Origin of the sequence: Bradyrhizobium sp. Gha (assembly GCF_900113735.1) — a bacterium.
In the GTDB taxonomy this organism is placed as follows: Bacteria; Pseudomonadota; Alphaproteobacteria; order Rhizobiales; family Xanthobacteraceae; genus Bradyrhizobium.
Genome location: NZ_FOQM01000007.1, coordinates 156,622 through 170,021, shown reverse-complemented (window position 1 = coordinate 170,021; position 13,400 = coordinate 156,622). Strand labels below are relative to the sequence as shown.

Genomic DNA, 13,400 nt, shown 5'->3' with positions numbered 1-13,400 from the left:
CAGGTGGCATGACTCGAGGGGGTGACGGCATCATTCGATGGCGGCGCGGCGGGAGGCTGCTGCCGGCGCTCGTCCTATGCGCATGCGTCGTTCTCCTGGGCCAGACCACTGCGCAGGCGCAGCTTTTCTCCGATCGTCCGCCGCCGGTACCCCCGGCTTCGGTGCCCGATCCCGGTGGCGCGGTCAGCCTGGCGCCGCCCTCCGGTTCAGGTGCCGGCCCTGCCAGCCTGCCGCCGACCCTGACCCAGCCCAATACGCCCAGCATGCCGCCCGCGGTGACCGGCGTCCCGTCGGCCGCGCCGCTCAATGCGGCCGCGCCCGGGCAGGCCGTGCTGTCATTGATGGCGAAATACGGCAAGGACACGCCTGCGATCACCAGCGGCCTGGTGTGGCGGGTGTTTGCCGACCGGCCCGACGAGAACGGCACCTTCAAGCTGATCCGCGAGGATCGCAGCGCCACGCCCAACATCGTGTTGCCGCCGGGCAATTACGTGGTGCACGTCGCCTTTGGCCTCGTCAGTGCGGTGCGCACCGTGAGCCTCAAGGCCGAGACCGACCGCGAATCCTTCGTGCTGCCGGCCGGCGGCCTGCGTATCGAGGGTCGCGTCGGCACCAGCCGCATTCCCCAGAACCAGATCTCGTTCGCGATCTACAAGGGCAGCCAGTTCGAATCCGGCGAGCGCGCCTCGCTGGTGCCGAACGTCGCCGCCGGCGACGTCGTGCTGCTGCCGGAGGGCACCTATTACATCATCTCCAACTATGGCGACGCCAACTCGGTGGTGCGCTCGGACATCCGTGTCCAGGCTGGCAAGCTCACCGACGTCACCATCACCCATCGCGCCGCCGTGATCACGCTCAAGCTCGTCAGTGACAAGGGCGGCGAGGCGCTCGCCAACACCGCCTGGTCGGTGCTGACGCCCGGCGGCGACGTCATCAAGGAATCGATCGGCGCCTTCCCGCGCGTCGTGCTCTCCGAAGGCGAATACCGCGCCATCGCCAAGAACGAGGGCAAGGTCTACGAGCGCGGCTTCAACGTCGTCAACGGCGTCGACGGCGAAGTCGAAGTCGTCGCGCGCTGACGCCGCGCGAGAGCGTAATTCAGCGCCACTGCATCAACATGGTCATTACGAGTTCCGCACCGGCCGGGAAGAGAGCCTTCGCCTGAAGATCGTGCTGCGCTTCTCATCCAGCGCACGAAAGGCCAACCAGGCGGGTGAGGTTTGCTTACGTCCATTCGTGTCTTGCGATTCGGTTTCGAAGATCTTTGCGAGCGCTACCAGATTGCGCGCCAGCTACGGAAACACCGGTGGCGGCGGCTTATTCCGGGCTCAATTGCCGGTGCAAGCTACGTATTTCCGATAATCAATTTCATTCGCTTTCTCTCCTGCTGGGTTATATGTCGGGCATCTGTCCAATGGGGGACGCCGGCGCAGCCCTTGTTGGTCTGCGAGACCGGCAAGGAGCAGGGACCTAGCGCGTCGGCATGTTCGAAGTGATCCTCACCAGGCGCAAACGGTTCGGTTGGCGGTGGCAGGTCTGCGACCACTCCGGCAAGATCTTTGCCGATGGCTTCGAGCGCACGCGGCCCTCGGCCAAATATCACGGCGAGCGCGCGCTCTTCTTCCTGCTGTCGCAGGCCTATTTGCGCAACCGCTTCACGGCATCCAGCGAGGATTAGCGGCGCCCGCAATTCGCGAAAGCGGGGCCGCTGTGTCCGACGGACGGATTGCGGCGCTCAGCTCTCGTGCCCCTGAGGCTGCGCAGCAACGCTCGCGCGTTGCAGCGCGTCCGGGACACCAGGGCATCGCATTCAACCCACTGTCATAGTCTCTAAGACGCACTAACCATCGGCGGATTTAAAACTGTCATAAACACCGCATGGAACCCGCGCCTGCGTCCCTTTTACATGCCATTAAGCGGGGCGGTCTTTTGATGCAGCGGGAAAGTGCGTTGGGGACTGCAATGAGTGCCGCGAAGAAGATGCCGGGCAAACCGGTCACCGAAATGTTTGACGACATCCCGGTGCTTCAGCGCAAATGGCGTGCCGCATTGAAGCCGGGCGACCGGCTGCCGCGCTATGAAGACGTCATGCTCGGGAGCCTGGGACGGCTCGCCGACCACATCGCGTTACTCAAGGACGACGGCACGCTCGAACTGTCGCGGAGCGGACGCTACGTGCAAAAATGGCTCGGCGAGGAACGCTGGGACATTCCGCTGACGGAATTGCCGCCCGATTGCGCCACCGCGCTGTCGGAAGCAGCGGCGAGTGCGCTCAAGAATGGACAGCCCCACCAGGCCAGCGCCCATTGCGTGCGCGATGGCATGGTGCGGACCTACGATTTGCTGGCGCTGCCGACCGCCTCACGCTGGGGCGCCACGCTGGTCGGCGCCTACGTCAATGAGCGCGGCGCCCAATACAATCTTCTCGATGCGATCTTCTCTGCGACCGACGACGCGGTGGTCTCACTGGTGACGCTGCGCGATGCGAGCGGTCATCCGTCCGATTTCCAGGTCGTGCATCACAACAAGAGCGCCGAGCTGCTGCTGAATGTTGCAAGCGGTGGCCTGTTGTGGCGTCAGATCGGCCAGGGCACGACCTTGCTCGCCACGTCCGAGGTCAGGGAGTTTCTGCTGAAGGCGGTGTCAGGTGGCCGCGGCGAGCAGCTCGAGATCGAGAACGATCGCCGCTATTTGCGCATGAGCGCGACGGCGTTCGCCGACGTCATTTCGCTGACCATCTGCGATGTCACCGCGATGAAGCGGCGCGACGCCTCGTTCCGCCTGCTGTTCGACAGCAACCCGATGCCAATGTGGGTGTTCGACGCCGACACAAAAGAGTTCTTGAGCGTCAACGACGCCGCGGTCCAGCATTACGGCTATAGCCGTGCCGCCTTCCTGGGCATGAAGCTCCACGAGATCTGGCCCGAGGACGAGTGGGACAGCCACGCCGAAGCGCTCGATCGCGTCGGGGAGACCTACCACTCCTCGCGCAACTGGCGGCACCTGCGCGCCGACGACAGCGAGATCGAGGTGCTCACCTTCGGCCGCCGCGTCACCTTCAACGATCGCGACGGCTATCTGGTTGCGGTCGCCGACATCACCGAGCGGCGTAAGGCCGAGGCGCGGATCGCCTACATGGCGCACCACGACGGGCTCACCGACCTGCCGAACCGCGAACATTTCCGGGACCGCCTCAAGCAAGCGCTCGACCAGGCCGGCGGAAAACGCGTCGGCGTGCTCTATATCGACCTCGACCTGTTCAAGACCATCAACGACTCCTTCGGGCATCCGGCGGGCGATCTCCTGCTCAAGCAAGTCGCCGAACGTCTGACCACTGCGGTCCGGGGCGCCAATCTCGCTGCCCGCCTTGGCGGTGACGAGTTTGCGGTAATCCTCGCAGCCGACGTCACGCCGAACGAGGCGAGCGCCTGCGCGACGCTGCTGATCGACATGCTGAAGACGCCGTACGAGATCGACGGCCAGGAGATGGTGATCGGCGCCAGCATCGGGATCGCGCTGTCGCCGGGCGACGGCGTCACGTCAGAGGAGTTGATGCGCAACGCCGATATGGCACTGTACCGGGCAAAGTCCGACGGCGGCGGCATGCACCATTTCTTCGAGCGCGAGATGGATCTGCAGGCGCAAAAGCGCCGCGATATGGAGCTGGATCTCCGTCGCGCCTTTGCCAATGGCGAGTTCGAACTGCACTATCAGCCGCTGGTGGCGATCGCATCCGATCGCATCTCCGGCTTCGAGTCGCTGTTGCGCTGGCCTCATCCCGAGAAGGGAATGATCTCGCCCGCGGAATTCATTCCGGTCGCCGAAGACATCGGCCTGATCACCCAGCTCGGCGAATGGGTGCTGCGCGAAGCCTGTGCCGAGGCGGTGAAGTGGCCTGACGACGTCAAAGTCGCGGTCAATCTGTCGCCGGCGCAATTCCGTAGCCGCAATCTGGTTCACGTCGTGATCTCGGCGCTGGCGCAATCCGGCCTCTCGCCGAAGCGGCTCGAGCTCGAGATCACCGAGTCGGTTTTCCTCGCCGAGACCGATGCCAATCTCGCGATCCTGCATCAATTGCGCGAACTCGGCGTGTCCATCTCCATGGATGATTTCGGCACCGGCTATTCCAGCCTCAGCTATCTCCGCAGTTTCCCGTTCGACAAGATCAAGATCGACCGCTCCTTCGTGAAGGATCTGGCGCGGCGGCCCGATTGCGGCGCGATCGTGCGTGCGATTTCGGGTCTTGGCCGCAGCCTCAACATCACCACGACCGCGGAGGGGGTCGAGACCGAGGATCAGCTCGACTGGCTGCGCGCGGAAGGCTGCAACGAAGTGCAGGGCTTCCTGTTCAGCGCCGCGAGGCCCGCCGCCGAGATTGCAAGACTGCTCGCCGATTTCGGCGAGCGTTCCTCACGGGCGGCGTAGCTCTTCTGGGAAGCAGTCGTAGACCAGCGCCTTGAACGCCGGCGTGATGCGGCCGCGCTCGTTCTGGGTCTGCTGCATCAGGACGTAGACCATATCGAGCTTGGGATCGACGCCGAAATAGGTGCCGCTGCCCGAGTCCCACTTCAATTCGCCGAGCGAGCCGGGCGGCGGCGGTTTGGCGTTGCCGGGATCGGTGCGCACCGCAAGGCCATAGCCATAACCGAAACCGTCGCCAGGGAAATAGAAATAGTCGCGATCGACGCCGGAGTCTGGCCCGATCTGGTCCGTCGTCATGTCCTTGAAGGCGGCCGGGAACAGATAGCGCTTGCCCTGGAGCTCTCCGCCGTTGAGCAGCATCTGAGAAAAGCGCTGATAGTCGATGATGGTCGAGAGCAGGCCGCCACCACCGGATTGCCACTCCGGATGTTCGAGACGCTCGCGCTCGGCATCGAGCAGGATCTGGTCGGTCGGCAGCGGCCGCGCCATCCGCTCGAATTCGTCAGGCGTGGACAGCACGAATTTGGTGTTGGTCATGCCGAGCGGATCGAAGATGCGTTGTTTCAGCGCGTCGTACAGCGGCTGCCCCGTGATGATCTCGATGACCCTGCCGAGCACGTCGGTGGAATGGCCGTAGCGCCACAACGTGCCCGGCTGGCGCGCCAGCGGCAGCCTGGCTATTCGCTCGGCGAACTCCCTGTTGTCGAAATGGCCCTGAAAAATGTTGGCCGCCTTGTAGGCGAGCTCGACCCATTTGCCGCCGATATAGTCGTAGCTGATGCCCGAGGTGTGCCGCATCAATTCCCTGATCGTCACCGGATGGAGCGGCGGCACCAAGTCAAGCGTCAGCGAGCCGTCGGGCTTGGTGATCTCCATTCCGACCTTCGTGCCGGCGAAGAGGGGAATGTATTTCGAAACGGGATCGGTCAGCGCGAGCTTGCCCTCGTCGATCAGCATCATCGCAGCCAGGCTGGTGATCGGCTTGGTCATGGAATGGATCGCGAAGATCGTGTCAGGCGTCATCGACAGCCGCGTCCTGACATCGCGCACGCCGAACAGCTTGAAATAGACAGGCTTGCCGTGCTGATGGATCAGGACGATGGCCCCCGGCAAGCGGCCGGTGGTGACCTCGTTCTCGAAGAACGAGGTGATGCGCCTCAGCCCGTCGGCGGAAGGGGCGGGAATGTCGGACGCGCGGCTCCGCGTCATCGTGCCCGCCAGCATCGCGGCCCCGACCAGAAATTCACGACGCTTCATCCGGGCTTCCTCCCTGCACGGGAACAAAGCCGCAAGACATCAGAGGCGTCAACAAGACTTCGGTTAAAAGCGCGTCACGATTTCGGAAAGGACAGGTCGCGGACGATCCTCGCTCGGCCTGGTCGGCTTGCCGATATGCACGAGGCCCGCGAGCTTTTCATCGGCCTTGAGGCCAAGGCCATCAAGCACGTCGCGGTCGAACGAGAACCAGCCGCTCAGCCAACAGGCACCGTAGCCGAGCGCGGTTGCGGCCGTGACGATGTTCATGGCGCTGGCGCCCGCCGACATCTCCTGCTCCCACGCCGGCACCTTCGGATGCGGCTTGGTGAAGGAGACGATGCCGATCACCAGCGGCGCATCGCAAAGGCGCTTGCGCTCGGTCTCGATATCGGCCGCGGGCGCGCCGGGATTCTTGCGGGCAAAGACCTTGGCGATCACCTCGCCGGCGCGTTGGCGTGCGTCGCCCTCGAAAATGATGAACCGCCAGGGCGCGAGCTTGCCGTGGTCGGGCACGCGCGCGCCGATGGTGAGAATGGTTTCGAGCTCGGCCGGCGACGGGCCGGGTCCGGTCATCTCGCGCGGCTTGACCGAGCGGCGGGTCTTCAGGAGTTCAATGGCGTCGGTCACTGCGATGTCCTCTTCGGCTGGTCGTCGGGCGTGCCATGCCGAGATAAGCATGCACGCCCGCGACCGAAAGCGAGTTTAGAGCGATTTCAGCGATCAGACCGCGCCGCGCGCGCGCCGGACGTCAGGCGGGGTCGCCTCGTCGACCAGGGCGGCGATCGCTTCCCCGGTCGTCATCACCTTTTGCCCGTCGCTGCCGAGCCGGCGGACGGAGACCGAATGCGTCTCGGCCTCCTTCTTGCCGACCACGAGCAGCGCAGGGATCTTGGCCAGCGAGTGCTCGCGGACCTTGTAGTTGATCTTTTCGTTGCGCAGGTCGATCTCGACCCGAAGCCCGGCGCGCCGCGCCTGCTCCAGCACCACCTTGGCGTATTCGTCGCCTTCCGAAGTGATGGTGGTGACCACCGCCTGCACCGGCGAGAGCCAGAGCGGGAAGTTGCCGGCATAGTGCTCGATCAGGATGCCGATATAGCGCTCCATCGAGCCGCAGATCGCACGATGCACCATGACAGGCGGCTTCTTGCCGCCGTCATGGTCGATGTAGAACGCACCAAACCGCTCCGGCAGGTTGAAGTCGACCTGCGTGGTGCCGCATTGCCAGTCGCGGCCGATGGCGTCGCGCAACACGTATTCGAACTTCGGCCCGTAGAACGCGCCTTCGCCGGGGTTGATCTCGGTCTTGATGTGGTTGTTCTGCGCCTGGATCTCGCGCAGCACGGTTGCCATCACGCGCTCGGCGTGATCCCACATCGCATCGGTGCCGACGCGCTTTTCCGGCCGGGTCGAGAGCTTGACCGTGAGTTCGCCGGTGAAGCCGAAATCGGAATAGGTCGACAGGATCAGTTCGTTGATCTTCAGGCACTCGTCCGCGAGCTGGTCTTCGGTGCAGAAGATATGCGCGTCGTCCTGGGTGAAGCCGCGCACGCGCATCAGGCCGTGCATGGCACCGGACGGCTCGTAGCGATGCACAACGCCGAACTCGGCGAGACGCAAGGGCAGGTCGCGGTAGCTCTTCAGGCCGTGCTTGAAGATCTGGACGTGGCCGGGGCAGTTCATTGGCTTGAGCGCAAACCAGCGCTTGTCCTCGGCTTCGTCGCCGGCCGACTGCGCTGCGAACATGTTTTCGCGATACCAGCCCCAATGGCCCGAGGTCTCCCACAGAGACTTGTCGAGGATCTGCGGCGCGTTGACCTCGCTGTAATCGCCGGTCAGGCGGCGGCGCATATAGGCGATCAGCTGCTGGAAAATGGTCCAGCCCTTGGGATGCCAGAACACGACTCCCGGACCTTCCTCCTGGAAGTGGAAGAGGTCGAGCTCGCGTCCGAGCTTGCGATGGTCGCGCTTCTCGGCTTCCTCGATCTGCTTGAGGTAAGCGTCGAGGTCCTCCTGCTTGGCGAAGGCCGTGCCGTAGATGCGGGTCAGCATCGGGTTGTTGCTGTCGCCGCGCCAATAGGCACCGGCCACCTTCATCAGCTTGAACGCGTTGCCGACCTTGCCGGTCGAGGTCATGTGCGGCCCGCGGCAGAGATCGAACCAGTCGCCCTGGTAGTAGATCTTGATAGGCTCGTTGCCGGGAATGGCGTCGACCAGCTCGACCTTGAAGGCCTCGCCCTTGTCGCGGAAGACCTGCTTGGTCTTTTCGCGATCCCAGACCTCTTTCGTGAAGGGTCTGTCGCGCGCGATGATCTCGCGCATCTTTTTCTCGATGGCGGCAAAGTCGTCCGGCGTGAACGGCTCGTTGCGGAAGAAGTCGTAATAGAAGCCGTTCTCGATCACCGGGCCGATGGTCACTTGCGTGCCGGGCCACAGCGATTGCACGGCCTCGGCGAGCACGTGCGCGCAGTCGTGGCGGATCAGCTCGAGCGCTTCCGGCTCGTCGCGGGTGATCAGCCTGATCTTCGCATCGGCTTCGATGGGATCGTTGAGGTCGGTGAGCACACCGTCCAGCGCCATCGCGACGGTGCGCTTGGCGAGGGAGGGCGATATGCCCTTGGCGATCTCGAGACCGGTGATGTTCTGGTCATATTGGCGCTGGGCGCCGTCGGGGAAGGTGAGGGTGACTTTGGCGGCGGGGGTCACGGGCTTCAGATTGCTGAGGGAATATTGGAAGCCGGATTCGGATTTGGGCTGGTCGGACATTGCTTTTCTCCTGAGGCTCACTCCTGCGAACGAGCGCAGGTAAGCGGGAACGAGCGATATATCAGGCGATTCGGCCTGCGCAATCCGGCATTTCCAAGAAAGTGGCGCGCAAAAGCGCAGGCAATGCTCCAACTATTTCGCGTCGCGCCCTTTAACTGGCGGCGGGCCTGCTCTACATGCAGTTGCATGGAAAATCCTCGCGCCGGCCGCTTTACCGCAACCGCCCTGATGCTTGGCAATCTCGTCACCGGCTGCTCGGTGCTGGCGCCGGCGGGAATGCTGCCGGAGATGTCGGCGGGGCTTGGGATCAGCATCCACGCAGCCGGGCTGCTCATCACCTTCGGCGCGATCACGCTGTGCATCGGCTCGCCGCTGACGGCGTGGCTGACCAGCCGCATCGAGCGGCGGATCCTGCTCACGGCCACGCTGGCGGTGCTCGCGTCAGGCAACCTCGCCTCGGCCTTTGCGCCCGGCTATGCAAGCCTGCTCGTCATCCGGCTGGTGATGCTCGCTGTCGGCGCGCTGTACACGCCGCAGGCCGCGGGCACTGCCGCGCTGATCGTGCCGGCGGAGCGCCGGGGCAGCACGATCGCCTATATCTTCCTTGGGTGGTCGCTGGCGGCCGCGGTGGGCCTCCCGCTGATCACCTTCATCGCCAGTCGTTACGGTTGGCGCGCCGCCTATGGCGGGATCGGCGCGCTCGGTTGCATCAGCTTCCTGTGGCTGCTGGTGCGCCTGCCGGCCGGCTTGAAGGGCACGCCGGTCGATCTGAAGACCTGGAGCGAGGTCGGCCGCAACAAGACGATCATGCTGCTGCTCGCAATCACGATGCTGCAGATGTCCGGCCAGTTCGTGGTGTTCACCTTCATGGGCCCGCTGCTCAACAAGCTGACCGGCGCAAGCCCGGACGCGATCGGCATGGTGTTCGCGATCTACGGTGTTTGCGGTTTCCTCGGCGTTGTCGTCGCAACCCGTATCGTCGACACATGGGGCCCGTACCGGACCTCGTTGCTGTTCACGGGCCTATTATTGGCGGGCATTACCGGTTGGGCGCTCAGCGCGGGCACACTCGCGTTAATGGCGATTGCGGTGGCCATGTGGGGGCTGGGCTTTGCCTCGACCAATTCGATGCAGCAGGTGCGGCTGGTCGCGGCAGCACCGCCGCTCGCGCCGGCAACCGTCGCGCTCAATACCTCCGTCCTCTACATCGGCCAGGCCATCGGCTCCGCGGTCGGAGGGGCGCTGTTTGCCCGCGAACTGCTGCATAGCACGGGCTTTGTAGCCGTCGGCTTCGTCGTGCTGGCCGTGGTCCTGGTGGTTGTGAGCCGCCCCCGGCCGGCGGCTGTCGCCCCGGGCTAATGGCCGTGTTTCCCGAACGCAAGACGCTTGGCAAACCGCGCGAGAGAGCGCTAGAAGGCCAGACACGGGGACCAAAGAGAGTTGACTGAAATGAGGATGATTCTGGCGGTTGCCGCGGTGCTCTATTCAGCCTCCGCGTTTGCGCAAACCGACACGCCACCGATGGTGGGGGACAAGCCGCTGGTGCAGGTCAAGCCCAAAGGGACCAAGGCGGGGACCAAGGCCGGCACCAAGGAAGCAGCAGCCAAACCGGCTGTCGCTGCGCCAAAAGGCAAGCCGCAGTCGATCGCGCTGCGCCTCCAGGCCTGCCTAGATACCGACGACGGCACAAAGGACCGTCTCAATTGCTACGACGCGGTGCTTCCGCCGACGCCGAAGCCCAAGCCGCCGAAGGCCAAGGGTGTTTCCGACTGCCGCTTCCTCAAGGAAGAGGACGAGCGGCTGGCCTGCTTCAACGGTTTTGCCGAGAGCATTCCGAAACTGCCCAAAAACTGAAACTGCCCAAAAGCTGAAACCGCCGAGAGATGAAAGCGAGAGCTGGGTGCCCGGTCGTTGGCGCTCAGCTAGCGGCTCGATGTCGGTGATGCGGCGGCTGCGACGCGCGTCACTGCGAGTGCCGGCGTTGCCGACATCTTCACCAGCACGTCCTTGAGCGGATATTGCGTCCAGGCGCGATTGACGTAGTCACGGTGGGTGATGCCGTCGCCGGTCTCGACGAACACGACGCTGCCGGGGCGCAGCGGTCCATCCATGTCCTCGGAAACGCTGATGCCCTTCTGCCTGAGCGTGCTCATGAGCTCGTGGTCGCGCCGCGCGGTGTAGTGGGTATAGGAGCTGACGAAGAAGTCCGAGCGGTGGCTCTCGATCCAGGATGCGAACTTGTCCATTTCGCCGTAGACCGCATCGAGCAGCACGACGCCGCGGACGCGATCGCTGATGCCGCCGACCTCGAGGCTCCATGCGGTCGGCAGGAAGCCGCCGCTGTAGCCCACGATCACGATCGGCATGGTGGCGAAGGCGCGCGCGCTGTTGGGATCGCCGGTCAGCTGCGCGAGGTGATCGGCCGATTCGTCCATGAAGCGCTTGAGGCCGCCAGGCTGCCAGAACTTTCCGGCGCTGGAATCGGCGGCATCGACGGCCATCTGCGGTGCGAGCAGCACGGCATTGGCCCCTGACGCGGTGATCTGCTGCGGCACAAGCTGCCGGTCGCGCACGTCGCGCTCGAGCGTCGCGCCATTGCCGTGGAAGAACACCACGATCACGCCAGGCTTGCGCACATCGAAATGTTCGGGGACGTGCACCAGCACGCGGCTGTCGTTGTAGGTCTCGTCCTGCCAGAAGACGGGCCCGGAATAGCTGCGGTGCCCGCGGCGGTCCCCCTTGGAGATGTTGAGGAAGGGCGTGTCGGAGGCGGGGTTATTGCCGAAATAGGGGAAGGCCGACGATTTCATGCTGACAAGCGTTGTGAGGTCCTGGCGCGGCGGACGCTGGTAAGGGACCTGCGGCGCGAGCGAGGCGACCTTGTAAGGCGCCTGTTGCGGGGGCTGCTGCTGCACGGCGCGCTTGGGGGAGAAGTCCGACATCTGCCGTTGCAGGAAGCTCTCGCTCGCCGAAGGGAATCGCTCCCCGAACTGCGGAGCAGGAAAGCGATCGTCGAACGTGTCGCCGCTTGCGACGTGTCGGTCGGAGACTTGCGGACTCGTCTTCGCAACCACCTGGACATTGGCTTGCGAGCTCGCCGCCAGCGCAGCTGGATTGGGCGACTGGCCACATTGAACCAGCGTGAGCGACGACGGCACCAAGCCTGAGATCAGGGCGATCCGAAGTGCACGACGGCGCACGCCGGACGTCCTGGTCCGGTCAGCACGCATGTCTGCTTTCAATTTCGGAACGGCCCCGACCATCCACCCATGACCCCAAGCATGACCCAAGTCACGAACCATCGGCGATCATCAAGACAATTGAACCGACTGGCGTTTAGGCAACGTTAAGTGTCCGGAGAAACTTCCCCACATCCGGAACGGTCAAAAGACCACGCAATCGTGTCGCGATTGTGGGAAGGCCGGACACATCTCCGCTGAAGACAAGGATCTATTGTCCTGAAAGTGGCGCCGAAGGTAACTAATTACCTATCTTGATCGCCTCATTTAACCCTTGTTAACCCTGCTTGAATTGACTGGACCGATCTGCACGATGCCTCCACGAGGCGCGACGCCTGAGGCTTAAGGACCCCGATGACGGCATCAGATGTGGGAACCGTGCCCTGGACCGGGCGGCTGGGAGGCGGCTCCGGGGTTTCCGTTCTGGTCGCGACCGCGATCGTCGTTGCCGACATGATCGGTGTCGGCGTCTTCACGAGCCTCGGCTTTCAGGTCAAGGACATTCCCTCGGGCTTCTCGATCCTGGCGTTGTGGACCGTCGGCGGCATTGTCGCGCTGTGCGGCGTTTTTTCCTACAGCGAGTTGGGCGCGATGTTTCCCCGTTCGAGCGGAGAATACAACTTCCTCGGCCGCGCCTATCATCCCGCCTTCGGCTTTCTCGCCGGATGGGTCTCGGCGACGGTGGGCTTTGCGGCACCGGTGGCGTTGGCCGCCATGGCCTTCGGCGAATACGCCAAGTCCGTCATGCCAGGTCTGCCGCCGATCCCGCTCGCGATCGGCGTGGTGTGGCTGGTCTCGATCGTGCAGTTGACCGGCGTCAGGCACTCTTCGACCTTTCAGTTGATCTCGACCATCCTCAAGGTCGTGCTGATCGTCGCTTTCCTCGTTGCCGGCTTCGTCATCGGTACGCCGCAGCCGATCTCGTTTGCGCCGCAGGCGGGCGATCTCGCCCATATCGTGAGTGCGCCGTTCGCGATCGGGCTCGTCTTCGTGATGTACTCGTTCTCGGGCTGGAATGCCGCGACCTACATCATCGGCGAAATGAATACGCCGCAGCAGAGCCTGCCGCGTGCGTTGCTCGCGGGCACGCTGATCGTGCTGGTGCTGTATGTCGCGCTCAACGCGGTCTTCCTCTACGCGACGCCGATCAGCGCGCTGGCCGGCCAGCTCGACGTCGCGAGCGTGGCCGGCAGCACCATCTTCGGACCTCTCGGTGGTCGGATCGTCGGTGCGATGATCTGTGTCGGGCTGATTTCCTCGATCAGCGCGATGATGTGGATCGGCCCGCGCGTGATGATGACGATGGGCGAGGACATCCCGGCACTGCGCGTGTTCTCGAAGCGGTCGGTGAGCGGCGCGCCGGCTTACGCCATCCTGTTTCAGCTCGCGGTCGCCAATCTCCTGCTGTTCACGCGCAGCTTCGAGGCGGTGCTCGACTTCATCCAGTTCGCCCTGCTGTTCTGCTCGTTCTTCACGGTGGCGGGTGTCATCAAGCTGCGCATCACCGATCCCGATTTGCCAAGGCCGTATCGCGCCTGGGGATACCCGTTCACACCGCTCATTTTCCTGCTCGTGACCGCGTCCATGATGTACTACCTGTTGACCGAACGGCCCGTGCAGTCGCTGTCGGGGATGCTCGTCATGCTCGCGGGCCTGTTGATTTATGCTGTTTTCCGCAGGCGGCCGGTCGCCGCTGCCACGTCAGGCCAGCGCGAATAG

The 13,400-nt window shown here is 64.0% G+C and carries 10 protein-coding genes; 6 read left to right on the top strand and 4 right to left on the bottom strand.

The window, feature by feature from the left end; genetic code table 11:
- The first annotated feature begins 8 nt into the window (after positions 1-8).
- The 3 genes from BM222_RS12650 (at position 9) to BM222_RS12640 (ending at position 4,425) form a co-directional block, all read left to right on the top strand.
- Positions 9-1,079 carry an RgsD C-terminal domain-containing protein gene (locus tag BM222_RS12650; protein WP_092228574.1) on the top strand — a complete coding sequence of 357 codons (1,071 nt, stop codon included), beginning with the start codon at positions 9-11 and terminating at the stop codon, positions 1,077-1,079.
- A gap of 404 nt (positions 1,080-1,483) precedes the next feature.
- Positions 1,484-1,678 (top strand): hypothetical protein, encoded by a 195-nt coding sequence (locus tag BM222_RS12645; protein WP_092228573.1) that lies wholly within the window; start codon positions 1,484-1,486, stop codon positions 1,676-1,678.
- Positions 1,679-1,962: 284 nt separating this feature from the next.
- On the top strand, positions 1,963-4,425 hold the full coding sequence (locus BM222_RS12640; protein WP_177243176.1) for a putative bifunctional diguanylate cyclase/phosphodiesterase: 2,463 nt from the start codon (positions 1,963-1,965) through the stop codon (positions 4,423-4,425).
- Here BM222_RS12640 and BM222_RS12635 read toward each other — a convergent pair.
- From BM222_RS12635 to thrS, 3 genes are all read right to left on the bottom strand, one after another.
- Positions 4,411-5,679, bottom strand: a complete 1,269-nt coding sequence (locus BM222_RS12635) for a serine hydrolase domain-containing protein (RefSeq protein ID WP_092228571.1) — start codon at positions 5,677-5,679, stop codon at positions 4,411-4,413. The two genes, BM222_RS12640 and BM222_RS12635, sit on opposite strands and share 15 nt — an antisense overlap.
- Positions 5,680-5,742: 63 nt before the next feature.
- Positions 5,743-6,306 (bottom strand): nitroreductase family protein, encoded by a 564-nt coding sequence (locus tag BM222_RS12630; protein ID WP_177243175.1) that lies wholly within the window; start codon positions 6,304-6,306, stop codon positions 5,743-5,745.
- Positions 6,307-6,399: 93 nt separating this feature from the next.
- Positions 6,400-8,442, bottom strand: a complete 2,043-nt coding sequence (thrS, locus tag BM222_RS12625) for a threonine--tRNA ligase (RefSeq protein ID WP_177243174.1) — start codon at positions 8,440-8,442, stop codon at positions 6,400-6,402.
- A gap of 186 nt (positions 8,443-8,628) precedes the next feature.
- Here thrS and BM222_RS12620 point away from each other — a divergent pair, with 186 nt between their 5' ends.
- Positions 8,629-9,801 (top strand): MFS transporter, encoded by a 1,173-nt coding sequence (locus BM222_RS12620; protein ID WP_092228569.1) that lies wholly within the window; start codon positions 8,629-8,631, stop codon positions 9,799-9,801.
- A 90-nt stretch (positions 9,802-9,891) separates the two neighbouring features.
- Complete coding sequence (locus tag BM222_RS12615) at positions 9,892-10,296, top strand: hypothetical protein (RefSeq protein WP_092228568.1); 405 nt, start codon at positions 9,892-9,894, stop codon at positions 10,294-10,296.
- Positions 10,297-10,364: 68 nt separating this feature from the next.
- Here BM222_RS12615 and BM222_RS12610 read toward each other — a convergent pair whose 3' ends face one another.
- A complete protein-coding gene (locus BM222_RS12610; protein WP_244547105.1) occupies positions 10,365-11,672 on the bottom strand; it encodes an alpha/beta hydrolase in 1,308 nt (435 codons plus the stop codon).
- A gap of 363 nt (positions 11,673-12,035) precedes the next feature.
- Between BM222_RS12610 and BM222_RS12605 the strand changes: the two genes are divergently transcribed.
- On the top strand, positions 12,036-13,400 hold the full coding sequence (locus tag BM222_RS12605; protein WP_092228567.1) for an APC family permease: 1,365 nt from the start codon (positions 12,036-12,038) through the stop codon (positions 13,398-13,400).

What these genes read in the sequence shown, in the direction of transcription:
- BM222_RS12650 (WP_092228574.1), top strand. Translation starts at nt 9, where the DNA reads ATGACTCGAGGGGGTGACGGCATCATTCGATGGCGGCGCGGCGGGAGG.
- BM222_RS12645 (WP_092228573.1), top strand. Translation starts at nt 1,484, where the DNA reads ATGTTCGAAGTGATCCTCACCAGGCGCAAACGGTTCGGTTGGCGGTGG.
- BM222_RS12640 (WP_177243176.1), top strand. Translation starts at nt 1,963, where the DNA reads ATGAGTGCCGCGAAGAAGATGCCGGGCAAACCGGTCACCGAAATGTTT.
- BM222_RS12635 (WP_092228571.1), bottom strand. Translation starts at nt 5,679, where the DNA reads ATGAAGCGTCGTGAATTTCTGGTCGGGGCCGCGATGCTGGCGGGCACG.
- thrS (WP_177243174.1), bottom strand. Translation starts at nt 8,442, where the DNA reads ATGTCCGACCAGCCCAAATCCGAATCCGGCTTCCAATATTCCCTCAGC.
- BM222_RS12620 (WP_092228569.1), top strand. Translation starts at nt 8,629, where the DNA reads ATGGAAAATCCTCGCGCCGGCCGCTTTACCGCAACCGCCCTGATGCTT.
- BM222_RS12615 (WP_092228568.1), top strand. Translation starts at nt 9,892, where the DNA reads ATGAGGATGATTCTGGCGGTTGCCGCGGTGCTCTATTCAGCCTCCGCG.
- BM222_RS12610 (WP_244547105.1), bottom strand. Translation starts at nt 11,672, where the DNA reads ATGCGTGCTGACCGGACCAGGACGTCCGGCGTGCGCCGTCGTGCACTT.
- BM222_RS12605 (WP_092228567.1), top strand. Translation starts at nt 12,036, where the DNA reads ATGACGGCATCAGATGTGGGAACCGTGCCCTGGACCGGGCGGCTGGGA.